This window comes from Sulfitobacter sp. DSM 110093 (genome assembly GCF_022788715.1).
Taxonomy (GTDB): domain Bacteria; phylum Pseudomonadota; class Alphaproteobacteria; order Rhodobacterales; family Rhodobacteraceae; genus Sulfitobacter.
Map to the genome: position 1 here is coordinate 734,004 of NZ_CP085167.1, position 25,644 is coordinate 759,647.

25 protein-coding genes are annotated in these 25,644 nt (G+C 61.2%); 17 read left to right on the forward strand and 8 right to left on the reverse strand.

The genetic code is table 11. The features are described 5' to 3' along the window. The first annotated feature begins 11 nt into the window (after window positions 1-11). Window positions 12-1,721 (forward strand): tetratricopeptide repeat protein, encoded by a 1,710-nt coding sequence (locus DSM110093_RS03510; protein WP_243266709.1) that lies wholly within the window; start codon window positions 12-14, stop codon window positions 1,719-1,721. Further along, complete coding sequence (locus DSM110093_RS03515; protein ID WP_243266710.1) at window positions 1,718-2,590, forward strand: 4-(cytidine 5'-diphospho)-2-C-methyl-D-erythritol kinase; 873 nt, start codon at window positions 1,718-1,720, stop codon at window positions 2,588-2,590. Before DSM110093_RS03510 ends, DSM110093_RS03515 begins: the two co-directional genes overlap by 4 nt. On the opposite strand, the gene DSM110093_RS03520 is transcribed toward DSM110093_RS03515, so the two are convergent. Continuing rightward, window positions 2,587-3,585 carry a polyprenyl synthetase family protein gene (locus DSM110093_RS03520; RefSeq protein WP_243266711.1) on the reverse strand — a complete coding sequence of 333 codons (999 nt, stop codon included), beginning with the start codon at window positions 3,583-3,585 and terminating at the stop codon, window positions 2,587-2,589. The two genes, DSM110093_RS03515 and DSM110093_RS03520, sit on opposite strands and share 4 nt — an antisense overlap. A gap of 55 nt (window positions 3,586-3,640) precedes the next feature. On the opposite strand from DSM110093_RS03520, the gene DSM110093_RS03525 reads away from it, so the two are divergent. From DSM110093_RS03525 to DSM110093_RS03535, 3 genes are all read left to right on the forward strand, one after another. Next, entirely contained in the window at window positions 3,641-3,856 is a 216-nt protein-coding gene (locus DSM110093_RS03525; RefSeq protein WP_040700850.1) for a DUF2007 domain-containing protein, read from the forward strand. Beyond that, window positions 3,853-4,620, forward strand: coding sequence for a methyltransferase (locus tag DSM110093_RS03530; protein WP_243266712.1), 768 nt, complete (start codon window positions 3,853-3,855; stop codon window positions 4,618-4,620). Before DSM110093_RS03525 ends, DSM110093_RS03530 begins: the two co-directional genes overlap by 4 nt. A gap of 100 nt (window positions 4,621-4,720) precedes the next feature. After that, complete coding sequence (locus DSM110093_RS03535; protein WP_243266713.1) at window positions 4,721-4,885, forward strand: DUF465 domain-containing protein; 165 nt, start codon at window positions 4,721-4,723, stop codon at window positions 4,883-4,885. A gap of 184 nt (window positions 4,886-5,069) precedes the next feature. Here the strand turns inward: DSM110093_RS03535 and phbB are convergent, their stop codons facing one another. From phbB to DSM110093_RS03550, 3 genes are all read right to left on the reverse strand, one after another. Beyond that, window positions 5,070-5,792 carry an acetoacetyl-CoA reductase gene (gene phbB / locus DSM110093_RS03540; protein ID WP_067942768.1) on the reverse strand — a complete coding sequence of 241 codons (723 nt, stop codon included), beginning with the start codon at window positions 5,790-5,792 and terminating at the stop codon, window positions 5,070-5,072. 76 nt (window positions 5,793-5,868) lie between these two features. Further along, the gene (locus DSM110093_RS03545) at window positions 5,869-7,044 is read right to left on the reverse strand and encodes an acetyl-CoA C-acetyltransferase (protein WP_243266714.1); all 1,176 of its coding nucleotides are present in this window, start codon (window positions 7,042-7,044) and stop codon (window positions 5,869-5,871) included. 162 nt (window positions 7,045-7,206) lie between these two features. Beyond that, window positions 7,207-8,049, reverse strand: a complete 843-nt coding sequence (locus DSM110093_RS03550) for an EAL domain-containing protein (protein WP_243266715.1) — start codon at window positions 8,047-8,049, stop codon at window positions 7,207-7,209. A gap of 103 nt (window positions 8,050-8,152) precedes the next feature. On the opposite strand from DSM110093_RS03550, the gene DSM110093_RS03555 reads away from it, so the two are divergent. From DSM110093_RS03555 to DSM110093_RS03575, 5 genes are all read left to right on the forward strand, one after another. Further along, entirely contained in the window at window positions 8,153-8,722 is a 570-nt protein-coding gene (locus DSM110093_RS03555; protein WP_243266716.1) for a DNA-3-methyladenine glycosylase I, read from the forward strand. Window positions 8,723-8,890: 168 nt separating this feature from the next. Further along, on the forward strand, window positions 8,891-9,511 hold the full coding sequence (gene rpsD / locus DSM110093_RS03560; RefSeq protein WP_243262335.1) for a 30S ribosomal protein S4: 621 nt from the start codon (window positions 8,891-8,893) through the stop codon (window positions 9,509-9,511). A 188-nt stretch (window positions 9,512-9,699) separates the two neighbouring features. Continuing rightward, window positions 9,700-10,782: a histidinol-phosphate transaminase gene (gene hisC, locus DSM110093_RS03565; RefSeq protein ID WP_243266717.1), complete on the forward strand. Its 1,083-nt coding sequence runs from the start codon at window positions 9,700-9,702 to the stop codon at window positions 10,780-10,782. Next, window positions 10,782-11,702 (forward strand): prephenate/arogenate dehydrogenase family protein, encoded by a 921-nt coding sequence (locus DSM110093_RS03570; protein WP_243266718.1) that lies wholly within the window; start codon window positions 10,782-10,784, stop codon window positions 11,700-11,702. The genes hisC and DSM110093_RS03570 overlap by 1 nt, the downstream gene beginning before the upstream one ends. Next, window positions 11,699-12,493, forward strand: a complete 795-nt coding sequence (locus DSM110093_RS03575; protein ID WP_243266719.1) for an extensin family protein — start codon at window positions 11,699-11,701, stop codon at window positions 12,491-12,493. Before DSM110093_RS03570 ends, DSM110093_RS03575 begins: the two co-directional genes overlap by 4 nt. Window positions 12,494-12,501: 8 nt before the next feature. Here the strand turns inward: DSM110093_RS03575 and DSM110093_RS03580 are convergent, their stop codons facing one another. Beyond that, window positions 12,502-13,509 carry a DUF2125 domain-containing protein gene (locus DSM110093_RS03580; protein WP_243266720.1) on the reverse strand — a complete coding sequence of 336 codons (1,008 nt, stop codon included), beginning with the start codon at window positions 13,507-13,509 and terminating at the stop codon, window positions 12,502-12,504. Window positions 13,510-13,575: 66 nt separating this feature from the next. On the opposite strand from DSM110093_RS03580, the gene DSM110093_RS03585 reads away from it, so the two are divergent. From DSM110093_RS03585 to DSM110093_RS03595, 3 genes are all read left to right on the forward strand, one after another. Further along, window positions 13,576-14,106: a gamma-glutamylcyclotransferase gene (locus tag DSM110093_RS03585; protein WP_243266721.1), complete on the forward strand. Its 531-nt coding sequence runs from the start codon at window positions 13,576-13,578 to the stop codon at window positions 14,104-14,106. A 71-nt stretch (window positions 14,107-14,177) separates the two neighbouring features. Then, complete coding sequence (locus DSM110093_RS03590) at window positions 14,178-15,377, forward strand: biopolymer transporter ExbB (RefSeq protein WP_243266722.1); 1,200 nt, start codon at window positions 14,178-14,180, stop codon at window positions 15,375-15,377. Further along, on the forward strand, window positions 15,377-17,314 hold the full coding sequence (locus DSM110093_RS03595; RefSeq protein ID WP_243266723.1) for a peptidoglycan -binding protein: 1,938 nt from the start codon (window positions 15,377-15,379) through the stop codon (window positions 17,312-17,314). The genes DSM110093_RS03590 and DSM110093_RS03595 overlap by 1 nt, the downstream gene beginning before the upstream one ends. Window positions 17,315-17,327: 13 nt before the next feature. Here DSM110093_RS03595 and DSM110093_RS03600 read toward each other — a convergent pair whose 3' ends face one another. The 3 genes from DSM110093_RS03600 to gloB form a co-directional block, all read right to left on the reverse strand. Next, entirely contained in the window at window positions 17,328-18,278 is a 951-nt protein-coding gene (locus tag DSM110093_RS03600) for a M23 family metallopeptidase (RefSeq protein WP_243266724.1), read from the reverse strand. Beyond that, on the reverse strand, window positions 18,275-20,596 hold the full coding sequence (gene clpA / locus DSM110093_RS03605) for an ATP-dependent Clp protease ATP-binding subunit ClpA (protein ID WP_243266725.1): 2,322 nt from the start codon (window positions 20,594-20,596) through the stop codon (window positions 18,275-18,277). Before clpA ends, DSM110093_RS03600 begins: the two co-directional genes overlap by 4 nt. A 175-nt stretch (window positions 20,597-20,771) precedes the next feature. Then, entirely contained in the window at window positions 20,772-21,539 is a 768-nt protein-coding gene (gene gloB / locus DSM110093_RS03610; protein ID WP_243266726.1) for a hydroxyacylglutathione hydrolase, read from the reverse strand. 63 nt (window positions 21,540-21,602) lie between these two features. Here gloB and DSM110093_RS03615 point away from each other — a divergent pair, with 63 nt between their 5' ends. From DSM110093_RS03615 to DSM110093_RS03630, 4 genes are all read left to right on the forward strand, one after another. Then, entirely contained in the window at window positions 21,603-22,349 is a 747-nt protein-coding gene (locus tag DSM110093_RS03615; RefSeq protein WP_243266727.1) for a class I SAM-dependent methyltransferase, read from the forward strand. A 288-nt stretch (window positions 22,350-22,637) separates the two neighbouring features. Further along, the gene (locus tag DSM110093_RS03620) at window positions 22,638-23,198 is read left to right on the forward strand and encodes a F0F1 ATP synthase subunit delta (RefSeq protein WP_243266728.1); all 561 of its coding nucleotides are present in this window, start codon (window positions 22,638-22,640) and stop codon (window positions 23,196-23,198) included. Then, the gene (gene atpA / locus DSM110093_RS03625; RefSeq protein WP_243266729.1) at window positions 23,199-24,737 is read left to right on the forward strand and encodes a F0F1 ATP synthase subunit alpha; all 1,539 of its coding nucleotides are present in this window, start codon (window positions 23,199-23,201) and stop codon (window positions 24,735-24,737) included. A gap of 15 nt (window positions 24,738-24,752) precedes the next feature. Next, window positions 24,753-25,634 (forward strand): F0F1 ATP synthase subunit gamma, encoded by an 882-nt coding sequence (locus DSM110093_RS03630; RefSeq protein ID WP_067629562.1) that lies wholly within the window; start codon window positions 24,753-24,755, stop codon window positions 25,632-25,634. Window positions 25,635-25,644: the final 10 nt, after the last annotated feature.

Below are 25,644 nucleotides of genomic sequence, written 5' to 3' on the forward strand. Positions count from 1 at the left end.
AGGCGGTTTGCATGTTTCGGAATGTTCTAGGGTTCACCAGCGTTGCGGCGCTTTGCATCGGCCTTTCTGCGCCTCTGATGGCGCAGTCGATCGCGGGCCCCTATCTGGCGGGGCGCCATGCGGCTGTGAACAGCGACTACCCCGAGGCCGCGCGCTATTACACCGAGGCGCTGGCGCGTGATCCCAAGAATATCGAGCTGATGGAAAGCGCCGTGTTGTCCTACCTGTCGCTTGGGCGGGTGGAAAAAGCACTGCCGCTGGCGCGCAGCATGATTACCATTGGCACCAAGAGCCAAGTGGCGGAGATGGCACTCGTCGCCGGCATGGCGAAAGAGGGCGATTACAGCGCATTGTTAGAGCGTGACACGTCAGCCATTGGTCCGTGGGTCGGCGGACTGGTTCAGGCATGGGCGCATATGGGTGCGGGCGATGTGACCGCTGCAATGGCTGCATTCGACAGCCTGAGCGAAGAGGCCGGGATGCAGGGTTTTGTGATGTACCACAAAGCCTTGGCGCTGGCGAGCGTGGGGGATTTCGAAGGAGCTGAGGCGATCTTTGCCAGTGATGCGGCAGGGGCGGCGGGTCAAACCCGACGCGGAGTGATGGCCCATGCTGAGATTCTGGGCCAATTGGGTCGCAGCGATGATGCGCTGGCCGTGCTCAAAAACGGCTTTGGTGATGACACCGATCCAGAGATTGCGCGGCTGATCGAATCCTTGCAGCAAGACACGCCCGCACCCTTCAGCCATATGCCCGACGCCCAAGCCGGGATGGCCGAGGTGTTCTTCACCTTCGCCGCCGTTCTGCGCAACGAGGCGGCGGGCGATTACTATGTGCTGCTCTACTCGCGCATCGCCCGCTTCCTGCGCCCCGATCATATCGATGCGTTGCTGCTGACGGCGAGCCTTTTGGAAAACCTCGGCGAGCATGATCTGGCGATTGCCGAGTATAAATCCCTGCCTGCCAATAGCCCCGCCTATCACGCCGCCGAGTTGGGCCGTGCCGAAGCGCTGCGCCGCTCAGGTAAGACCGCGCAGGCCATCGAAGTGTTGGAGCAGCTTGCGCGGAGCCATGGTGATCTGGCCGTGGTACATTCCACGCTGGGCGACATGCTGCGGGCCGAGGAAGACTATGAGGCAGCCATCGCCTCTTACGATCAGGCGATTGACCTGACCGCCGAAACAGCCCGCGCCCGTTGGGTGCTGTTCTACGCCCGCGCCATCGCCAAGGAACGCAGTGGCGATTGGGAAGGGTCCGAGGCTGATTTCCGCGCGGCGCTCAAACTGAACCCCGAGCAGCCGCAGGTCTTGAACTATCTCGGCTATTCATTGGTCGAACAACAGCGCAGCTTGGACGAGGCGTTGGACATGATCGAACGCGCGGTCGCGGCGAGCCCTGATAGTGGCTATATCGTCGATTCGTTGGGCTGGGTGTTCTATCGTCTGGACCGCTATGACGAAGCGGTGGAGCAGATGGAGCGCGCGGTTGAGTTGGAGCCGGTAGACCCGGTGGTGAACGACCACCTCGGAGACGTCTACTGGGCCGTGGGCCGCATCCGCGAGGCCGAGTTTCAGTGGCGCCGGGCGTTGTCGTTCGTTGACCTGACCGATGCCGAGTCGGAGGCTGACCCAGAGCGGATGCGCCGCAAGCTGGACGTCGGCCTTGATGCCGTGCTCTCAGAGGAAGGCGCGCCGCCGCTTAAGGTTGCCGCAGAGGAATGAGCCGTTCGGAAGTTGCCGCCCCCGCTGGCCCCGGCGCTGCTGCGTCGCGGATGGCGTGGGCCAAGATTAACCTGACTCTGCATTGCACCGGGCAGCGCGCAGACGGCTATCACCTGTTGGATTCGCTCGTGGTCCGGGCCGGTGTAGGCGATGCGCTGCATGTGACACCCGCCGATGCGCTGAGCCTGAGCGTCAGCGGCCCCCGCGCTGAAGGTGTGCCCACGGACGCACGCAACCTTGTACTCCGCGCCGCCGAGATGCTGGATGCGGGCGCGGGGCGTGGGGCGGCGCTGCATCTGGTCAAACATCTACCGGCTGCTGCGGGGATCGGTGGCGGCTCTGCCGATGCGGCGGCGGCGTTGGAATTGCTGGCACTGCATTGGGGGTTGGCCCTGCCAAAGGAGATAGCTCGGCTGGGGGCCGACGTGCCGGTTTGCCTTTCTCAAGGTCCGCAGCGGATGCAGGGCGTGGGGGAAATTCTTACGCCGCAGACGTCGCTTCCGACCTGTCACTTGGTGCTGGTGAACCCCGGTGTCGACGTGCCGACGCCTGCTGTCTTCTCGGCGTTGTCGGACAAAAACCAACCGCCTATGCCAGAGGTGATTCCGCCCTTCGTCAACTTGGCAGATTTCGTGGATTTCCTGCGCCTACAGCGCAATGACCTCGCCGCCCCGGCCATCGCAAGGGAGCCTGTCATCGCATCTTGCCTAGGGGCGCTGCATGATGCGGCCCTGGCGCGTATGTCAGGCTCGGGCGCGACCTGTTTCGGCATCTATGCAACCGCAGCTGAGGCTGAGGCCGCCGCCAACCGCATCAGCGCCGCCGCGCCCAATTGGTGGGTCGCCGCCGCGCCTGTCTTGGCCGCTTAGCTGATCCGGCTGACGACGTAGTCGGCCAGATCGATCAGCATGTCTTTCAACTCATGGTCGGGCAGGGGGGCAAGCGCCGCTTTGGCCTTTTCCGCCCAGTCACAGGCATCGCGCTGCGTCGCGGTCAGCGTGTCGTGCTTGTTCAGCAGCATGAGCGCATGGTCGAGGTCACCATCCTCCTGCTTGCCCTTTTCGATGGTGCGCACCCAAAAGGCGCGTTCCTCCGCGTCGGCCTTGGCCACGGCCTTGATCACCGGCAATGTCAGCTTCCGCTCGCGGAAATCATCGCCCACGTTTTTGCCTGTGGCGCCGGTATCGCCTTGATAATCCAGCAGGTCATCGACGATCTGGAATGCGATGCCAAGCGCGTCACCATAGTCGTAAAGCGCTTTGACCTGACCTTCTGGCGCGTCAGCGATTACGCCGCCCACTTCGGTCGCGGCCGAGAATAACGCCGCCGTCTTGCCGCGCACCACTTGCAGATAGATGGCCTCATCGGTGGCGAGATTCTGTGCCGCAGTCAGTTGCAACACCTCGCCCTCTGCAATCGTTGCAGCAGCATTGGACAGGATGCGCATGACGGGCATCGAACCCGGTTCGGTCATCAACTGAAAACTGCGGGCGAAGAGGTAATCGCCCACCAGCACGGAAGACTGGTTGTCCCACAATAGGTTCGCCGTGGGCCGCCCCCGCCGTTGGGCGCTTTCGTCTACCACATCGTCATGCAGCAGCGTCGCGGTGTGGATGAACTCCACCGTAGCGGCCAGATGGATGTGATAGGGGCCGTCGTAGTCACACATCCGCGCTGCCGCCAGCGTCAGCATCGGGCGTAGACGCTTGCCGCCAGCCTCGACCAGATGGGCGGTGACTTCGGGGATGCGGGGCGCGTGTTTTGACGCCATCCGCTCGCGGATCAGCGCGCTGACGGCATCCATATCATCGGCCAAATAGGCCGCCATGCGGTCGTGCGGTTTCATCGTTGCATCACTTTTCATTGTCATTTCCCACGTCCCGCTCGACATGCCGGTGATCCGGCTCTACATCTTTGATATGAAGGAACTTTTGCGCAGCACCGACATGACCATCATCGCCTTTGCCACCGCCCTTCTCAGAGGGGAGGATATAGACTGCTTTGAAATGGACGTAAACATGAGCGTGCTCGAAGGGGGCATCGGAATTTTCCCGCGCCGCTTAATGGTGCATCCCGACGATCACGACGCCGCCCTGCGGGTGATGCGCGACAATGAGATTCCCCTCGGGCTGTGAGCCTTTTTGCCGAAGATGATCTGACATGTGACGCCTTTCTGGGCGGCAAGCTGCACCTATGGCAGCCGCGGCGAGGGCGGGGCTATCGCGCCGGGGTGGATCCGGTTTTGCTGGCCGCAAGTGTTGAGGCGACGGCGGGGCAAAGCGTGCTGGAACTGGGCTGTGGGGTGGGTGCCGCGGTGCTGTGCTTGGGCGCGCGGGTGCCGGGGCTGATACTGACGGGGTGTGAGGTGCAGCCTGCCTACGCCGATCTCGCGCGACGCAATGGCAGAGATGTGTTGGAGGTGGTCGAAGCGGACCTGACCGACATGCCCCTACATCTACGCCAACGGCAATTTGATCACGTGCTGGCCAACCCGCCCTATTTTGACCGCGCCGCTTCGGTCCAGTCACGCGATCCGGGACGAGAGACTGCCTTGGGCGAAGCGACGCCCCTGCGACAATGGGTCCGCATCGCCGCGAAACGGCTGAAACCCAAAGGGCAGGCGCATTTTATCCACCGCGCGGAACGGCTGCCCGAGCTTCTGGCGGCACTGCCGCATGAGATGGGATCGGTCGAAGTGCTGCCCTTGGCCTCGCGGGTCGGGCGGTTGCCAGAGCTGATTCTCTTGCGTGCCCGCAAGAACGGTCGGGGCGCATTCCGATTGCATCACAGCTATGCCATGCATCTCGGCACGCGGCATGAGGGTGATGGCAAAAGCTATGTGCCCGAAATCGAAGCGGTCCTGCGCAGCGGTGCGCCGCTGGTTTATCCCGTTTCTTAAGCATATTTTTACCAACTTCATCCCTATGCTGCGGTGCTGCGTGACTTGTGGGTCATGCTGTGGTCCACTGAATTTCTAAACACCAATCATGGAGGATTGTATGGCTTTGAACGCACATCTGGACACCCTGAAGCGCAAGCATCAGGCGATGAGTGAGGCGGTTGAATCCGCTCAACGCGCCCCCGGTTCGGACGATCTAAAAGTGGCTTCCATGAAGAAGGAAAAACTGCGTTTGAAAGAGGAGATTAGCCGCCTATCGAGCTAATCCTGAACTAGAGCTGATGCTCTTTTTCGATGGCTGTCGTTCCGTTCTGGCGGGACGGCAGCCTTGCGTTGATTGGCACGTATTTAGGACCGCAAAGACCTGCGAGTAAACTCTTCCCCTAGCCAATATGAAAAAGGCCAGCCCATCGAAGGGCTGGCCTTTTCGATTTGAATGTTCGCGTCGGCTACACGACGAATTGCGCGCCATTGGCTGAAATGGTCGAACCATTGATAAAGCCCGCGTCATCGGAGACGAGAAAGGCGACCGCGCGTGCGATCTCTTCGGGCTCTCCCAAACGGCCTGCGGGGATCTGCGCGATGATGCTTTCGCGGACTTTTTCGGGCACGGCCATGACCATATCGGTCGCGATATAGCCGGGGCAGATCGCATTGGCGGTGATGCCCGCGCGCGCACCTTCCTGGGCCAGTGATTTAACGATGCCTAGATCGCCTGCCTTGGTGGCGGCATAGTTAACCTGAGCGAACTGGCCTTTTTGCCCGTTGATCGAAGAGATCACGACCACGCGCCCGAATTTGCGTTCACGCATGCCGGGCCAGACCGGGTGGATCGTGTTGAAAACGCCGGTGAGATTGGTCGCGATGACCTCGTTCCACTGGTCGGGGGTCATCTTGTGGAAAGGCGCATCGCGGGTGATGCCTGCGTTGGCAACGACCACTTCGATAGGGCCAAGATCGGCTTCGACCTGTTCGATCCCAGCTTTGGAGGCGTCGTAATCCGCCACGTTCCATTTATAGGTCTTGATCCCGGTTTCTTCGGTGAATTTCGCAGCGGCCTCGTCGTTGCCCGCATAGGTGGCGGCGACGGTATAGCCTTTGTCTTTCAGCGTGGTCGAAATAGCCGCGCCAATGCCGCGACTGCCTCCGGTGACCAAAGCGATGCGTGACATGTGATCCCTCCCTCAAGGTAATGTTCTTGCAACTGCATGTTTCGGCGCGCAATAAAGTTGCGCGCCGAATATAGTCTTAGGGGCGCTCAAGGCACATGGCAACACCCATGCCGCCACCGATACACAGCGTTGCCAAACCTTTTTTGGCCCCGCGGCGCTGCATTTCGAACAGCAGGGTATTGAGCACGCGCGCACCGGAGGCGCCGATCGGGTGACCGATGGCAATGGCACCGCCGTTGACGTTCACGATTTCCGGATCCCAGCCCATTTCCTTGTTCACGGCACAGGCCTGTGCGGCGAAGGCTTCGTTGGCTTCGACCAAATCCAGATCTTCGGGCTTCCAGCCTGCTTTCTCAAGCGCCTTGCGCGAGGCATAGACGGGGCCGACGCCCATGATCGACGGGTCGAGGCCGGCGGTGGCGTAGGAGGCGATCCGTGCCAGCGGGGTGATACCACGCTTTTCGGCGTCGTCCGCGCTCATCAGCAGGGCACCGGCTGCACCGTCGTTCAGGCCCGAGGCGTTGGCCGCAGTAACCGAGCCGTCCTTGGCAAAAGCGGGGCGCAGTTTCTGCATCGCTTCCATAGTGGCACCGTGGCGGATGTATTCGTCTTGATCGACGACCGTCTCGCCCTTGCGGGTCTTGACCGTGTAGGCGACGATCTCATCCGCAAATTTGCCAGCTTTTTGCGCGGCCTCGGCCTTGTTTTGCGACGCGACGGCAAATTCATCCTGCTGGTCGCGGGAAATCTGCCATTTTTCGGCGACGTTTTCGGCGGTTTGGCCCATGTGGTAGCCGTTGAAGGCATCCCACAGACCGTCGCGGATCATCGTGTCAATGAACTGCAGATCGCCCATTTTCTGACCCGCACGCAGGTTTTGCGCATGGGGGCTCATGGTCATGTTTTCCTGTCCACCGGCGGCGACGATGCTCGCATCACCCAGTTGGATGTGCTGGGCCGCCAATGCCACGGCGCGCAGGCCCGAGCCGCAGACTTGGTTAATGCCCCAAGCGGCGCTTTCTTTCGGCAGGCCCGCATTGATATGTGCCTGACGCGCGGGGTTCTGACCCTGCGCGGCGGTCAGGACCTGCCCCAAAATGGTCTCAGAAACTTCGGATGGGTCGACCCCGGCGCGGGCCACCAGTTCTTTTAGAACGGCGGCACCCAGATCATGGGCGGGTGTATTGGCAAACGCCCCGCCGAAACTGCCCACGGCGGTACGGGCGGCGGATGCGATGACGACATTGGTCATGATGTGACTTTCCTCTACCTTGTTGGGCGGGGGCACACCGACACGCGCCATCGTCGGGCGTGGGCGCTCCCGTCCCTCTAAAGGCAGTGATAGCGGATGCGCCACAACGCGGCAACTGAACAGGCAGCACGCTGCCGACATGGCGTTACCCTTTTTTTGCGGTCAGCCTGTGGCGCGCATGCGGTCGAACCCAAGCCAGGCGGGCCGGGTGGTGGGGGCGGCAAAATGGTAGCCCTGCAAACAGTCGACACCCATCTCGACAAGGACTGCTGCGTCAGCCGCGTTTTCCACGCATTCGGCCACGGTGAGCATGTCGAAATGAGTGGCGATCGACATCAGCGCGGCGGTCAAGGCGCGGTTGTCCGGGTTCGTGGCGATGCCGCGAATAAATTGCCCGTCGAGTTTCAGGATGTCGAAGTAGAAATCCTTGAAATAGCGGATCGCGGTTTGCCCCGCGCCGAAATCATCCATGGCAAAGCAGATGCCATAGGGCTGCAATTGATCCATAAAGTTCGCCACCAGTTCCGGCACCATCATGGCCGAGCTTTCGGTAATCTCAAGGATCAGCCGTTCTCCCAAAGTTGCATCGCGGGCCAGCCAGTGGCGCAGCACGCGGTTCCATTCGTGATACCCGATGGAGCGGGCCGACATATTGATCGACAGCCGCAGTCCGGGGTGGTGGTGCAGCGCGTTCAGCCCAAGGCGCAGGGCCAGGACATCCACCTGCCGCCCGGTTTCCGTATCCTCAATCGCTGGCATGAAGTCCTTGGCCGGGATCACACGGCCTGTAGGGTCAAGCAGGCGGATCAAACCTTCATGAAAGGCAATGCGCGTCGGATCGCTGGCCCGCATGACCGGCTGAAAGGCCAATAAGGTCTGATGGTGTGCCACGGCGTCGCGCACCATTTCCAGCGTCGCGGCATCGCGTTGCGTTACCGCATGATTAAGCGGGCTGTCCCCACCGGGGGGGATATCGGCGATAGGGCGTTGGAATCGGCGGGGCACGGCGGTACTCTTCTTTCTGTCCTGCCTAGGGTATGGGCGCAAAGGTGATAACACGGTCTTAATCAGCGGTGATTTCCGCGGTGGATCACGCGGGAGGGTTAAGATGCAGCGCTGTGACTGGGCCGGGGATGACCCGATTTACCAAGCCTACCATGACACCGAATGGGGTGTGCCCGAATATGACAGCCGTGCGTTGTGGGAAAAGCTCATCCTCGATGGGTTTCAAGCCGGGCTAAGCTGGATCACGATCCTTAAAAAACGTGACAATTTCCGCGCTGCATTCGCCGGGTTCGATCCGCATCAGATCGCCGAATGGGGCGAGGCGGATGTCACGCGCCTGCTGGGCGATCCGGGCATCATCCGCCACCGGGGCAAGATCGAAGCCGCGATCACCAATGCCCGTGCTTGGCAGGAGCTAGAGGCACGCGAGGGCTTTGACAACTTCATGTGGCGCTATGTGGATGGGGTGCCGTTGCAGCCCGGCTTTGCCACACAGGCTGAGGTGCCGCCGAAAACTGCGCTGTCAGAACAGGTGAGCAAAGACTTGAAGAAAGCTGGTTTCAAGTTCTGTGGGCCGACGATCACCTATGCGTGGATGGAGGCCTGCGGGCTGGTGAACGATCATATCCTGACCTGCCACCGCCATGGCCCCTGTGCGGCGATGGCGCGTTAGGGTAGGGCGTATCGTCTTCGCTGAAATCCCCCGTTGACTCCCGGCCATGGCACCGTATAAGCGCCCCTTCATTGGTGTTGGTGGACCCCGCAAGGGGAATCCTGTCGGGCTTCGGCCAAAGGACAACGCCCTTTACCGCCCCTCGGGGCCTTATAAAGGAGAACAGCCGTGACCAAACGCACAGCTGCCAAGCACAAACTAGACCGCCGCATGGGCGAAAACATCTGGGGCCGTCCAAAATCCCCAGTGAACCGTCGTGAATACGGCCCCGGCCAGCACGGCCAGCGCCGTAAGGGCAAGATTTCCGATTTCGGTATCCAGTTGCGCGCCAAGCAGAAGCTCAAGGGCTACTACGGCGACCTGACCGAAAAGCAGTTCCGCCGCATCTATGGCGAAGCCGAGCGTGTCAAAGGCGATACAGGTGAAAACTTGATCGGTCTTCTGGAGCGTCGTCTGGACGCCGTTGTGTACCGCGCCAAGTTCGTTGCGACCGTTTTCGCCGCGCGCCAGTTCGTGAACCACGGCCACGTTCGTGTGAACGGCAAGAAAGTGAACATCCCCTCCTACCGCGTGAAAGAGGGTGACGTGATCGAAGTGCGTGACCGTTCCAAGCAGTTGGCTTCCGTTCTCGAAGCGGTTCAGCTGCCCGAGCGTGACGTGCCTGACTACCTTGAGACGGATCACTCTAAACTGACAGCAACCTTCGTGCGCACACCGAGCCTTGGCGACGTGCCGTACCCCGTTGTCATGGAGCCGAACCTCGTCGTGGAATTCTACGCGAAGAACTAAGTTTCTTCGCCAGTCGACAATCGAAAGGCCGCGTAGTGCAGACTGCGCGGCCTTTTTCTTTGCGCAGGGCAGGGCTGGGGCGCAGCGATGCAACAGACTGCTGGGCGGAAGCGCGGATGCAGAATGATTCTGGCATCACCGCTGTCGCCCCGATAGAAGGGCGGCAGTAGCGTGAGGAAAAGAGCGAGATGACACAGATCGCACCGCAACCGGGCATTATGGAGATTGACCTTTACCAAGGGGGTGCGGCGCATGTCGCGGGCCTTGATAACGTGGTCAAACTCAGCTCGAACGAAAACCCGCTGGGGCCAAGCCCTGCCGCCGTCGAAGCCTACCGCCGCGCGGCCTATGACCTGCATCGCTATCCGTCTTCCGATCATAGCGCGCTACGCGCCGCCATCGCCGAGGTACTGGGCCTTGATGCGTCGCGGATCATCTGCGGCGCGGGCTCGGATGAAATCATCGCCTTCCTTTGCCAAGCCTATGCCGGACCGGGGACCGAAGTGGTGCACACCGAACACGGCTTTGCCATGTACCGCATCTCTGCCCTCGCCGCCGGGGCCACGCCTGTTGAGGTGCCTGAGTGTGAGCGGGTCACTGATGTGGATGCGATCCTTGCCGCCTGTTCCGATGCGACGCGGCTGGTGTTCATTGCCAACCCCAACAACCCCACCGGCACGATGATTGGTCTGGCAGAGATTGAGCGGCTGGCTGATGGGCTGCCGCCGCAGGCGCTCTTGGTGCTCGACGGAGCCTATGCCGAATATGTCGAGGGTTATGACGGCGGGGCCGAGCTGGTCGACCGCCGCGACAACGTGGTGATGACGCGGACGTTCTCCAAGCTTTATGGTCTGGGCGGTCTTCGGATCGGCTGGGGTTATGGACCCGCCCATGTGATCGACGTGCTCAACCGCGTGCGGGGGCCGTTCAACCTCTCGCAGGCAGCACTTGCTGCTGCCGAGGCTGCGATCAGGGACCGCGCTTATACCGACCATTGCCGGGCCGAGAATGCCCGCTGGCGCACATGGCTCGCCGATGCGCTGGCCGAAATTGGCGTGCCGTCGGATGTTTCTTGTGCCAATTTCGTGTTGGCACGTTTCGCCAATCAGGCCGAAGCCGAGGCCTGTGACGACTACCTCAAGTCCCAAGGGCTGATCGTGCGGCGCGTGGCGGGGTATAACCTGCCGCAATGCCTGCGCATCACCGTCGGGGATGAAAGCGCCTGCCGCCGCGTGGTTCATGCTGTGCGGCAGTTCAAGGGGGTGCGCTGATGGCACAGGTTTATGACAGGGTCGCCCTGATCGGGCTAGGGCTGATTGCGTCGTCGCTGTTTTGGGCGATGAAACGCGGTGGTCTGGCGGGCGAAATCACAGGCTATGCCCGCAGCGATGAGACCCGCGCCACCGCGCGCGAGATCGGCCTTTGCGACCGCGTCTGCGACAGCGCCGCCGAAGCCGTTAAGGAGGCCGATCTGGTGGTGCTCTGCGTACCGGTGGGCGTCATGGGGGCCGTCGCCGCTGAAATCGCGCCGCATCTGGCCCCCGGTGCCACGGTGACGGATGTAGGTTCGGTCAAGGCCGACGTGATCGCGCAGGTGGGGCCGCATCTGCCCGAAGGCGTGCATTTCATCCCCGCGCACCCGCTGGCAGGGACCGAGCATTCCGGCCCGCGTAGTGGCTTTGCCGAGCTTTTCGACAACCGTTGGTGTCTGCTGGTCCCGGTCGAGGGGACAGACAAGGACGCCATCGCCCGGCTGCGTGCGCTCTGGGAAGGGGCGGGCGCCAATGTCGAAGAGATGGACGCCGAGCATCACGATCTGGTGCTTGCGGTTACCTCTCATGCGCCGCACCTCATCGCCTATACGATGGTGGGCGTGGCCGACGACCTGCGCCGGGTGACCGACAGCGAAGTCATCAAATATTCCGCCGCCGGTTTTCGGGACTTCACCCGGATTGCAGCGAGCGATCCGACCATGTGGCGCGATGTTTTTCTAACCAACAAGGACGCCACGCTGGAAATCCTTGGCCGTTTCACCGAAGAACTTTTCGCCCTGCAACGCGCCATTCGCACGGGCGACGGCGATCATCTGCACGCCTATTTCACCCGGACCCGCGCGATCCGGCGCGGCATTATTGAGGCGGGGCAAGATACCGATGCGCCCGATTTTGGCCGGGGCGCACGCAAGGCATGAAGGGCTGGGCTGTCCTGCCGCTGATTGTGCTGGGGCAGATGGCCCTGGCCGCGGGGCCGGACAGTTCGCAACGCCCGGTGCCGCGGGATGATGGCGATACGCTGCCGGTGATCGTTGTCCCCTCGGGCGCGATTGAACAGCCCAAACGTGACCCTGCGGCCCGAGCTGCTGCCGAGGGTGGTCGCGGGCTAGAATCCTCTTCTCGGCCCTTTCTGCGCAGCCGCAAGGTTGAGAAAGCCGCCCGCGCGCGCCAGCAGATGCTGGCCAAAGGGGCGGTTTGCGGCGATCTGGCGATCCAAGGCGAGCCGGTGGGCCGGGTGCCGGGCAAGATCAGCGGTTGCGGGATCGAGAACGCAGTCAAGGTGCGCTCGGTCTCTGGTATCAAGCTCAGCAACGCCGCAGTGATGGATTGCACGACGGCCAAGGCGCTCGATACATGGGTGCGGCAATCGGCGGTGCCCGCTTTGGCAGGGCAGGGCGGCGGCTTGAAGGAGCTGCGGGTCGCGGCGCATTACGCCTGTCGCACGCGCAACAACCGTAAGGGCGGCAAAATTTCAGAACACGGCAAGGGCCGAGCGATCGACATTTCCGGGTTTGAACTGGCGGATGGCAGCACGATCACTGTGCTTAAGGGATGGCGGGCGCGGCGCAGCAGCAAGGCGATGCGGCGGATGCACCGGGGCGCATGTGGCCCGTTCGGCACCGTACTTGGCCCTGAATCCGACCGTTTCCACCAAGACCATTTTCATTTCGACACGGCGCGGTATCGCAGCGGCAGTTATTGCCGTTGAGGCCCGGTTTAAGGTTGGATCAACCGAGGTGCCGCGCCAAGTGGGATGCCCGCCAGCACCATCTGCCCCTCGGCAAAAACCAGATCAAGATCAAGTCCCCCGGGCGTGCCGCCGCGTGCCTCAAGCAACCGCAACATGGTATTAACCTGACCGCGCATGGACGGCGGCAGAAAACCTGAACGTTCGCCTGCGTCAAGCAGCCGGGGCCAATTGGTAACGCGCAGGCTCAAAACCCCATCGGGAATGCCCTGCGCGTCAAAGGTCAGCGCCCCTTCGGTGGCCAGCGCCACATCGCCCCACGCGGCATCGACACTCTCAACCGTCAGCGCCTCAATCTGCGGCAGGGGGTCACCCATCGCGCTATGGCGGTCCAGCGCGCGGGCAAAGGTCACGGCCATCCGCGCTGACAGGATTGGCTGCCCGCCGGGTTGGGCAATTGGCTCGCCCAACACCCTGCGGAGCAGCGGGCCGGGGGTGATCCTGCCCGGCAGCACCGCGATGTTATACTCATTCGCCGCGTCGGAGGATTGTGTGACCCGCAGACGCGATTCTTCGGCCTCTAGCAAAAGCCCGTCGGGACCATTGACCTCCAGATACGTGCTGCGGGCCTCTATCTGCTCAAGTTGCAGTGATAGGCCGGGATGCAGGTCTAGATCCGCCTGCATATTGCGCATGTTCAAAACCAAGGGCAGCGCACCGGCTGGGAAAGCTGCTTGGGCCACGGGGGCCCGTGCCGACAGGTCACCGGGCCACCAGACAGGGGCAGAAAGATCAAGCTGCGGCGCTTCAAATGCAATGCTCTGGTTCGGTTCAGCCACTGAAAGACCGCTCAGCCGGTTTTGCAGGGTTAGCGGAAAACCTGCTTTGCCGATATCTTTGAGCGTCACATCCCAACCCGCCGCACGACGACTGTCGAGCAACGCGTTCACTGTGCTTTGCATCTGCGTCGTGGCGGCGGCCCACCACGCGCCGCAAAGCGCCACGAGCAGAATCAGCAACCAAACCAGTTTACGCATCTTGATAGCCCTTCAAATCGTGCTTCAGATGCGGTTTACCGAAGGCCAATAGAAAGGACCAGCAGCATGACAATGTGGGTATTCGGCTATGGCAGCCTATTGTGGAACCCCGGTTTCGAGGTGGCGGAAAGCGTGATCGCCACGCTGCCGGGCTATGCGCGGTCGTTCTGCATGCGCTCGATCCACCACCGCGGCACGGTCGAACAGCCGGGGCTGGTGTTGGCGCTGGACGAATCTGTCCGCTCTGCCTGCGAAGGCATGGCGATGCGCGTGACCGATGGGCATGAGGCGCAAACGCTGGACTATCTGCGCGAACGTGAGTTGATCTCCTCGGCCTATGTGGAGAAAAACCTCACCGTGCATCTGACCGATGGCCGCGACGTGGAGGCGGTGACCTATGTGATCGACGCGGCGCATGACCAATACTGCGGCGGCTTGCCCCTAGAAGAACAGGCCCGGATCATTGCCCGCGCCGTAGGCGGACGCGGGCCAAATACCGAGTATTTAATCAACACCGCCGTGCATCTTTCTGATGTGGGCTTGCATGACCCCGCGTTGGAGTGGTTGCATGACCGTGTAAGGGCTTTGGCCTCATAAAAACTTGGCAACTCCGCGCCGTTTCAGTGTAAGCTGCGCCGAGAGCAGAACAAAGGGTCAGGAAAGGCCGCATGGCACAGCCAGACCGCAAGGCAAAACCGCAGTTTTCACAACCGGTGCGTCAGATTTCTCTGATGCTGATCGTATTGGCATTGACCGGCGTAGGCGCTTTTTTGGCGCTGCCCAGTGTGCTGCCGATCTTTGCCGCGAACCCATGGCTTAATGGGGTCATCATCTTTGTTTTCGTCGTCGGCGTGCTGGCCTGTTTCTATCAGGTGACGCAGCTTATCGGCTCGGTCCGCTGGATCGAGGATTTCGCTGCTGACAACTCCGAACCAGATGCGCAGCCGCCGCAACTTCTGGCCCCCTTGGCATCGCTTCTGCGCCAGCGTGGCGCGCGGATGCAGGTGAGCACGGCCTCGACCCGGTCGATCCTTGATTCTGTCGCCTCGCGTATCGACGAAGTGCGGGAGATCACGCGCTATATCGTCAACATGCTGATTTTCCTCGGACTTCTCGGTACCTTCTACGGGCTTGCCACGACGGTGCCTGCGGTTGTCGATACGATCCGCTCGCTGGCCCCGGGTGAGGGGGAGGCGGGCGTCGATGTCTTTGGCCGCCTGATGACCGGGCTTGAGGCGCAGCTGGGCGGCATGGGCGTGGCGTTCGGCTCATCGCTTTTGGGGCTTGCGGGCTCACTCGTCGTAGGGCTGCTGGAGCTTTTCGCGGGCCACGGGCAGAACCGGTTTTATCAAGAGTTGGAAGATTGGCTGAGTTCCATCACGCGGGTCGGTCTGACCTCCGGGGACGATGTGGGCGACCAGAACATCATGGCCAGCGTGATGGATCAGATGGTCGAACAGATGGGCGAGATGCAGCAGATGTTCACCCAATCCGATATCAGTCGCGCCATGGTGGACGACAAGCTGGGCAAGCTTGCCGATGCCGTGGACCGGATGACCACAAGGATGGAGCGTGAAGATCCCACAGGCCCGGCGTTGACGCGGGTGGCCGAAGGGCAAGAGCGTCTTGTCTCGGTTCTTGAGGGGCAGGTCGCGGGCGAGGGGATCGATGCGGAAAGCCGGATGCGGCTACGCTCTATCGACGTCCAGATGCTGCGCATTCTGGAAGAGATTTCTGCCGGGCGGCAGGAAACCATGGCCGAGCTTCGCAAGGATATTTCACTGCTGGCCAAGGCGCTTTCGGGTCAACGCGCGCCGGATGCACGCCGCTTGCGCGCCGGTGAAGCACCCGGTGGCGGGGACCAGTAATGGCACTTTCCCGGCGGTCAGGTACGCGGTTTCAGGGGTCCATCTGGCCGGGTTTCGTCGACGCGATGACCGGGCTTTTGCTGGTGCTGATGTTCGTGCTGACGATCTTTATGGTCGTGCAGTTCGTGTTGACCGAACGCATCAGCGGGCAAGAAAACGAATTGAACGAACTGGCCGGAGAGGTCGCGGCCCTTGCCCAAGCGCTTGGGGTGGAGGAGCGTACCAGCGCGCGGTTGGAGGCGCGGCTTGGTGCGCTCAACGCTTCGCTGAATGACGCACAGGATGAAGTGTCACGCCAAGAGGCCGTGATTGCCGGACTAACGACACAGCGTGAAGAACAGGACGCGGCCCTTAAGGCCGCAGAGGCGCAGATCACTGGGTTCGAGGCGCGCGTTGCGGCGCTGTTGGCTTCGCAGGCGACGGATCAGGCCCGTATCGGTACATTGGAAAACCGCGAAGCTGAGTTGCTGGATGAGCAAGAGGCGTTGAACCTCGCGCTCAGTACCGCCCGTGATGAGATTAATGCGCAGGCCGAAACGGCCCGTCTGGCTGCGGCGAAACGCGAAGCGTTGGATGCGTTGGTCGCCGACCTGCGCGTGCAGAATGCCGAGGCAGAGGCCGGAGTTGCCACGTTGAATACGCAGGTGGCCGAGGCGGAAGAAGCGCTGAGCGAGGAAGAAACCGCGCGTCTCGCCGAAGCCGCAGCGGCGCAGGCGCTGCGTGAACGGTTGGAGAATGCTGATGCGGAACTGACCGCCATGACCCTCGCGCTTGAGGCGCAGCGGAAAGAAGCGGAAGATACCCTGACCTTGCTAGCCGCTGCCCGTGCGGCGCGCAGTGATCTTGATACAGAACTGGCCGCCGCCCTGTTGCGGATGGAGACCCTTGAGCAGAGCGGTACAGAATTTGAAGCCGAGCGCGCGGCGCTCGAGGCGCAGGTTGATGCGGCCATGGGCACCGAAGAAGACCTGCGGGCGCGATTAGCGCAGGCGGAGGTCACCGAACAGGACTTGACCGCACGGCTTTCCGAGGCATTAAGTCGCGTGCAAGTGCTTGAAGATGAAGGCAATGCGCTCAGTGGCGATCAAGCTGACTTGCGCGAAAGGCTGGCGCAGGCGCTGGCTGCAAAGCTCGCCGCCGAGACACTGGCAGAAGACAAGACCACCGCCGCCGAACGCCGCGCGGCACTGTTGGCGCAGACCGAACAGACACTGGCCGAGGAAAAAGCCGTGAGCGCCGAGGCGCAGCGGCAGACCGAATTGCTGAACCAGCAAGTCGCGGAACTGCGCGCGCAACTGGGCAATCTTCAGGCGCTTTTGGATGATGCCGTGGCGCGGGATGCGGCGAAATCGGTTGAACTCCAATCGCTGGGATCAGAGTTGAACACCGCACTGGCGCGGGTCGCAGCCGAAGAGCGCCGCCGCGCCGAATTGGAAGCGGCAGAGCGCAAGCGTTTGGAAGAGGAAAGCAAGGATCTGGCGCAGTATCGGTCGGAATTCTTTGGCCGTCTGCGCAACCTTCTGGGCAATCAAGAAGGCGTGCGGATTGAGGGCGACCGCTTTGTCTTCTCCTCCGAGGTTCTTTTTGCGCCGGGCAGTGCGGTGTTGAGCCAAGACGGCCAAGCCGAGATCGCCAAAGTAGCGGGTATTTTGCGCAGTGTTGTCGGCGACATCCCTACCGAGATTGACTGGGTGATCCGGGTCGACGGTCATACCGACAACGTACCCCTTTCGGGGTTTGGGGAGTTTGCGGATAACTGGGAACTGAGCCAAGCCCGCGCGCTGTCGGTCGTCAAATATATGGTCAATTTCCTCGGCATCGCGCCGGATCGTTTGGCGGCCAATGGCTTTGGCCAGTATCAGCCCGTGGCCGAAGGCGACACCGAAGCCGCGCGGGCGCAAAACCGGCGGATTGAGTTGAAGTTTACCGAGAAGTGATACTGCCGGGGGATTACTGAACGGTTACGGACCCATGTTTTTCGTCAATGACACGGCCCGAACGGAGCAGGACCACTGTGCCAGTATAGCGCCCCGGTGACCACTGCTGGGACATGCGTTTACCGATGGCGCGAAAGGACTGCGCTTGGGGCTTGTCCATTATCACGTCTTTTTCAATCACCACACCGTTTGGGCCTGAAAGGCGCAGCCGCAAAACATCATCCTTTTGCGTGCCGTAGCTATAACCATAGATCACCAAGGCAGGTGCATCTGGGGAGAGGGTGTCGCGCCCGGCATCGCCTGCTTTGATGGCCGCATAGCTGGGCACGTGGTCTGCGAATCCCACCGCGATCAACCCACCGGGGCGGTAGGGCGGGGTGTCTTGCCAAAGGGTGTCGGACGGCACGGTCGTGCAGTCACTGCCTTTGGGATCAAAAGGATCAACAGGTTGGCCGTTGTGCCGTAATGAGAGATGCAGATGGGGGAAGGCGGCTTTGCCGGATTGACCGACCTGCCCAATGACATCACCTTCGGATATTTTCTGACCGTTGGTAACGCGTAGGGAGCCCCGCTTTAGGTGGCAATACTGCGTTTCCCACCCGTTACCGTTATCGATTACCGCGCCATTGCCGCACTCGCGCCCCCGCACTTCGCCAAGTGGCGCATTGTCTTGCATACCGTCGCGCAGACCTTTGACCACACCGCCTGCCGCTGCGCGGACCGTCACACCTGCGGCCATCGCAGCACGATCGGGCAGGGCAAAGTCGGTGCCTTTGTGCCCGTCATAGGTCAGCCCTGAACAGCGGTAATCCTGCGCGGCACTGCTGGGGTCACGGTCCATATATTGTTGGATGTGGCAATCCTGCCCAAGGGTGCAATCTAGCGGAAAGGCCAATTGCAAATCCTCCGCCAGCGCGGGGCCAGCGGAGGCGAGGATCAGGGCCAGAGCGGCCCTGAGGATCATTCTGCGGTCAGCAAGGGAGGCCGATCACCCGACAGGCGCTTGCTTTCAACGCCCAGAACTTCGAGTGTCAACTCGCCCTTCTTGGCACCGACCTTAACCACACCGCCTTTGGCGAGCTTGCCGAACAGCAGTTCTTCGGCCAACGGTTTTTTGATGTGCTCTTGGATCACGCGGCCCAAGGGGCGTGCGCCCATCTTGTCGTCGTAGCCCTTGTCGGCGAGCCATTCGGCGGCCTTCTTGCTGAGTTCGATGGTCACGTTGCGATCCATCAGCTGCGCTTCGAGTTGCAGCACGAACTTTTCGACCACCCGCAGGATCACCGACTTTGGCAGCGGCGCAAAGCTGATGACAGCGTCGAGACGGTTGCGGAACTCCGGCGTGAAGGTCCGCTCAATCGCGGCGGTGTCTTCACCAGTGCGGCGTTCGCGGCCAAAGCCGACGGCCTCTTTCGCCTGCTCGGAAGCACCAGCGTTGGAGGTCATGATCAGCACCACATTGCGGAAATCCACCGTGCGGCCGTTGTGATCGGTCAGCTTGCCGTGGTCCATCACCTGCAACAGGATGTTGTAGACATCCGGATGCGCCTTCTCCATCTCGTCGAGCAGCAGCACGCAATGCGGATGCTGGTCTACACCATCGGTGAGCATGCCACCTTGGTCAAATCCGACATAGCCCGGAGGGGCGCCGATAAGGCGGCTGACCGCGTGTTTCTCCATATATTCCGACATGTCGAAACGCAGGAGTTCCACGCCAAGGGTGTCGGCCAGTTGCTTGGCGACCTCGGTCTTGCCCACCCCGGTCGGGCCAGCAAAGAGGTAGTTGCCGATGGGCTTGTCCGGCTCGCGCAGGCCAGCCCGCGAGAGTTTGATCGCCGACGACAGCGCGACAATGGCGTCGTCCTGACCAAAGACCACCCGCTTGAGCGAGCTTTCCAGATCCTTCAGCACCACCACATCGTCTTTGCTAACGTTCTTTGGCGGAATGCGGGCGATCTTGGCAACGACAGCTTCGACCTCTTTGGTGCCGATGGTCTTGCGGCGCTTGGAGGCGGCCACGAGATGTTGGGCGGCACCCGCTTCGTCGATCACGTCGATCGCGCTGTCAGGCAGCTTGCGATCATTGATGTAGCGATGTGCTAATTCCACCGAAGTTTTGATCGCATCGGCCGTGTATTTGACGCTGTGATGCTCCTCAAAATAAGGCTTCAGGCCCTTAAGGATCTTGGTGGCGTCTTCAACCGAAGGCTCGCTCACGTCGATCTTCTGGAAACGGCGGCTCAGCGCGCGGTCCTTCTCAAAGTGCTGGCGGAACTCCTTATAAGTCGTGGAGCCCATGGTGCGCAGTTTGCCACCCTGAAGCGCAGGCTTCAGCAGGTTGGAGGCATCCATCGCGCCGCCCGAGGTGGCCCCGGCACCGATCACGGTGTGGATCTCGTCGATGAACAGCACCGCGTCTTTATGCTCTTCCAGCTCAGTCACGACCGCTTTGAGACGCTCTTCAAAGTCACCGCGATAGCGGGTACCAGCCAGCAACGCGCCCATATCAAGGGAGTAGATCGTGGTGTTTTCCAGAACTTCTGGCGTTTCACCTGCAACGATCTTACGTGCCAGACCTTCTGCGATAGCGGTCTTACCAACGCCCGGATCACCCACCAGCAGCGGGTTGTTCTTGCGCCGACGGCAGAGCACTTGAATGCAGCGCTCAACTTCGCTCTCGCGGCCGATCAGCGGGTCGATATCGCCTTCGCGCGATTTGGCGTTGAGGTCCACGCAGTATTTGGCCAGCGCGGACTCTTTCTTGTCACCGTCGGTGACGCCTTGGGCCTCTTCTTCATGTTCTGGTCCGCCGCTTACGGGGCGTGCTTCGCCGTAGGCCGGGTCTTTGGCGACGCCATGGGCGATAAAGTTCACCGCGTCATAGCGGGTCATGTCCTGCTCTTGCAGGAAGTAGGCGGCGTTGCTTTCCCGTTCGGCAAATATCGCGACCAGCACATTGGCCCCGGTTACTTCGGTCCGGCCCGAAGATTGCACGTGGATTGCGGCGCGTTGGATCACGCGTTGGAATGCGGCAGTCGGCACGGCCTCAGAACCATCGATGTCGGTGACCAGATTGCTAAGGTCATCATCGACAAACTCAACCAGCGTGTCGCGCAGATCAGAGACGTCGACCGAACAGGCTTTCATCACCTGAACCGCGTCAGGTTCATCAAGCAGCGCCAACAGCAGGTGTTCCAGCGTTGCAAATTCGTGGCGGCGGGCATTGGCCAGCGCGAGGGCCGCGTGGATTGCCTGCTCTAGTGTAGTCGAGAATGAAGGCACGGGCGTGCTCCTTTTCGATCGGGGTCGGTGAGGTGCTGAGGTGTCTCAGAGCCCGGTCCGACCATGGCCTCATAGTATTAGAGTTTGGTTGATCATCGCTCATCTTCAAGAAGATTCTGGTCCGAATCGGTCACATTTCGCGTGACCGGGGACTTTGAGCCATGATTGCAGGCAATCAGAACTGGTCTTTTCGCTTGCGGATTTCAGTGAACACTTCCGTGTCGGTGGCGTCTGGCATCCCCAGTGTGGCGCGTATGGCGGGATCGCCTGAGCGCAGGAAGGGATTGGTTTCTAGTTCCAGTGAAAGTGGCGAGGGGACGGTCGGCTGCCCTTTGGCGCGGGCGCTGTCGATGTCCTTGGACCTTGATATAAGTGCGGGATTGTCCGGATCAACGGTCAGCGCGAATTTTGCGTTGGCTGCGGTGTATTCATGGCCGGAGCAGATCGTCGTGTCGCCGGGCAGGGTGGCCAGCTTTTGCAGGCTTCCCCACATCTGCGCGGGCGTGCCTTCGAACAGACGGCCACAGCCAAGCGCCATGAGGCTGTCGGCGGTGAAGGCCGCCTTGGCCTTGGGTACATGAAAGGCAATATGGCCGACGGTGTGGCCCGAGACATCCAGCACCTCGGCCTTTAGCGCGCCAAGTTCAACGGCGTCGCCCTCTGCCACGCCGCGGTCTAGCGGGGGCAGGCGGTGAGCATCGGCCTTGGCCCCAATCACCTGCGCGGGGAAGCGGGTCAGGACCTCGGCCAGCCCTTGTACATGGTCAGGATGGTGGTGGGTTAGCCAGACTTGGCTCAGCGTCCAGCCCCGGCGGTCCAGTTCTGCGATGATCGGGGCGGCTTCGGGCACGTCGATCAGCGCCACAGCGCCGCTGTCATGATCGCGCAGCAGGAAAGCGTAATTGTCCGACAGACATGGAATCGTGACCAGATCAAAGGCCATGGCGTCTCACCTCACTGTGTTGTTATGGTCGGGTCAGAGTGACACTCACCAAGGCGGGCTGCAATGCATCTTGATGTACAGGATCTGCGCAATTTCTATTATCGCAGCGCGTTGGGGCGTGCGGCGCAGAAATCCTTGCGCGGGCGGTTGTTGGAGCTTTGGCCCGAGGCAAAGGGCCAGACCGTCGTGGGCTTTGGCTTTGCAGCACCCCTGCTGCGCCCCTATCTGGCGGATGCGCGGCGCGTGATGGTGCTGATGCCCGGCCCGCAGGGCGTGATGCCTTGGCCTGCGGGGATGCCCAATACCTCAGTCTTGACCGAAGAAACGCTCTGGCCGGTCGAGACGGGGGCAGTGGACAAGCTGGTGCTGATGCATGGGCTTGAGACATCGGAGCGGCCCAGTGAGTTGTTGGATGAATGCTGGCGCGTGTTGGGGCCGGGGGGCAAGGCGCTGTTCATCGTGCCAAGCCGCGCAGGCATGTGGGCGCGGCGGGATCGTACGCCTTTTGGCTATGGGCGCCCCTATTCGCCGGGGCAGTTGGAGACGCAACTGCGCAAGCATCAATTCCTACCCGAACGCCACCTTGGGGCGCTGTTCCAATTTCCTTCGCAGCAGCGAATCTGGATGAAATCCGCGCCATTGTTTGAGAAAGTTGGTCGCCAGATGCCGACGATGATGGGCGGGGGGGCGATCATGGTGGAGGCAACGAAACTGGTCTATCCGCCGCGCGGTCGCCCGCAACGCAGCCCCGCGCGACGCGCAATTGGCGTGCTGGAAGGGATTGGCGAGCCGCAGGCAAAGCCAATCTAAGCCTTGCCGCAAAGGCCCTTGCACCCTTGGCGCGGGTAGGATTCGCCGATGGCTTACAGTTTTGACCACAAAGTCGGCGTTTCCCCTGCGTCAAAGAGCCGCTTCTTGTCACAGCCCTTGCAATATTGCCGCGCGGAGGAACATTACCTGCCTATACTGTGTTGCCGGGCGCGAACCTGTCTGCTACATCGCCCCTGATTTAGACGTCTTGGGTAACTTCAAGCCGCGCCAACTGCTGGTGACGCGACATCTTCGCATATCCGGCGCTTATTGAACGAGAGGATGGACGTGTCCGAACCTGCTTCCATTTCCACCGGCATCGCGGAACGCTACGCGACAGCCGTGTATGATCTGGCCCGCGAGGCCAATCAGGTCGATGCCATCGAGGGCGATCTTACCGCGCTTGAAGCGGCCTTGACCGACAGCGATGACTTTCAGCGCCTGATCTCTTCGCCGCTCTATACCCGCGAACAGCAGGCGCAGGCGATCAAAGTGCTGGCCGACAAGATGGGCCTGACCAAGACCATGGCGAGCACGCTGGCGCTGATGGCGCAAAAGCGTCGTCTGTTTGTGCTGCCCGCGCTGGTCAAAGCGCTGCGCGAGACGATTGCCGAAGCTAAAGGCGAGATCACCGCTGATGTCACCACGGCCAAGGCGCTGACCAAGACGCAGTCGGACAAGCTGACCAAGTCGCTCAATGCCTCTACCGGTAAAAAAGTATCACTTCATGCGACCGTTGATGAAAGCCTCATCGGCGGTCTTGTCGTCAAAGTGGGCTCGAAAATGATCGACACGTCGATCCGTTCCAAGCTCAATTCCCTCCAGAATGTAATGAAAGAGGTCGGATAAATGGGTATCCAAGCAGCAGAGATTTCTGCGATCCTGAAAGACCAGATCAAGGATTTCGGTCAGGAAACCGAAGTGGCCGAAGTTGGTCGCGTTCTCTCCGTCGGTGACGGTATCGCCCGCGTCTATGGTCTGGACAATGTTCAGGCCGGTGAAATGGTCGAATTCCCCGGCGGCATTCAGGGCATGGCCTTGAACCTCGAAGCGGACAACGTCGGTGTTGTTATCTTCGGCTCCGACCGTGACATCAAAGAAGGCGACACCGTCAAGCGCACCAACTCCATCGTGGACGTGCCAATCGGTGACGAACTGCTGGGCCGCGTTGTTGACGGTCTGGGCAACCCCATCGACGGCAAAGGCCCCCTTGGTGCCACCAAGCGCGGCATCGCCGACGTAAAAGCACCCGGCATCATCCCGCGTAAATCGGTGCATGAGCCGATGGCGACTGGCCTCAAGTCTGTTGACGCGATGATCCCAATCGGCCGTGGCCAGCGTGAGCTGATCATTGGTGACCGTCAGACCGGTAAAACCGCTGTTGCCCTCGACGCGATGCTGAACCAAGCGCAGGTTAACGCCGCTGCTGGCGACGACGAAGGCAAGAAGATGTACTGCGTGTATGTCGCTATCGGCCAGAAGCGTTCGACCGTTGCTCAGCTTGTGAAAAAGCTCGAAGAAACCGGCGCGATCGACTATTCTATCGTCGTGGCCGCGACCGCGTCCGAGCCTGCACCGATGCAGTTCCTCGCGCCCTATGCTGCCACCGCGATGGCCGAGCATTTCCGCGACAATGGCCGTCACGCCCTGATCATCTATGATGACCTCTCCAAACAGGCCGTGTCTTACCGTCAGATGTCCCTGCTGCTGCGCCGCCCACCGGGCCGTGAAGCTTACCCGGGCGACGTTTTCTACCTCCACTCCCGCCTGCTTGAGCGTTCCGCGAAGCTGGGTGACGAGGCTGGCAACGGCTCGCTGACGGCTCTGCCGATCATCGAAACCCAAGGTGGCGACGTTTCCGCGTTTATTCCGACCAACGTGATCTCGATCACCGACGGTCAGATCTTCCTTGAGACCGAACTGTTCTATCAGGGCATCCGCCCCGCCGTGAACACCGGTCTGTCGGTTTCCCGCGTGGGTTCCTCGGCCCAGACCAAGGCGATGTCCTCGGTCGCTGGTCCGGTGAAACTGTCGCTGGCTCAGTACCGCGAAATGGCGGCCTTTGCTCAGTTTGGTTCCGACCTTGACGCCGCAACCCAGCAGCTGCTGAACCGTGGTGCGCGTCTGACCGAACTGATGAAGCAGCCGCAGTACGCGCCGCTGACCAACTCGGAAATCGTCTGCGTGATCTATGCCGGTACCCACGGCTATCTCGACAAGGTGGAACTGTCGGAGGTTGGCCGATTTGAGGCAGGCCTGCTGGCGCATCTGCGCAGCAAGCACGACGACCTTCTCAAGGACATCACCAACAATGACCGCAAGGTCAAAGGCGAGTTGGAAGAGAAGATCAAAGCCGCCATTGACGGTTTCGCCGCCGACTTCGCTTAAACGGGAGATAAGGCAATGCCAAATCTCAAGGACCTGAAGAACAGGATCGCGTCGGTCAAATCGACCCGCAAGATCACCAAGGCCATGCAAATGGTTGCCGCGGCGAAACTTCGCCGCGCGCAGGAGGCTGCCGAGGCTTCGCGTCCCTATACTGAGCGGTTCAATGCCGTGATGGCAGGGCTCGCGGCTAGTGTCGGCGGTTCCGACAGCGCGCCCAAGCTGCTTAGCGGCACGGGTGAAGACAAAGTGCATCTGCTGGTGGTCATGACCGCCGAACGCGGGCTGTGCGGCGGCTTCAACAGCAACATCGCGAAGAAGGCGAAAGCCCATGCGCGTGAATTGCTGGCCCAGGGTAAAGAGGTGAAAATCCTCACCGTTGGCAAAAAAGGCCGTGATGCGCTGCGGCGTGACTTGGGCGACCATCTGGTCGGTCACGTTGACCTCAGCGAAGTCAAAAAGATCGGCTATGGTGATGCGCAAAACATCGCGCAGGACGTGCTGAACCGCTTTGACGCGGGCGAATTCGACGTGGCGACGATCTTCTATGCGAAGTTCGTGAACGTGGTGATGCAGACGCCGACGGCGCAGCAGATCATCCCGGCCAAATTCGAAGCAGACGCGGACGAAGACAGCGGTGCGTCCACATTGTTCGACTATGAACCCAGCGAAGAGGCGGTTCTGGCCGACCTTCTGCCGCGCGGGGTCGCCACGGCGATCTTCTCGGCTCTGCTGGAGAATGGCGCGTCCGAGCAGGGTGCGCGGATGTCGGCGATGGACAACGCCACACGCAACGCGGGTGAGATGATCGACAAACTGACCATCCAGTACAACCGCTCGCGTCAGGCTGTCATCACCAACGAGCTGATCGAAATCATTTCCGGCGCGGAAGCGCTGTAAGCAAATCGGA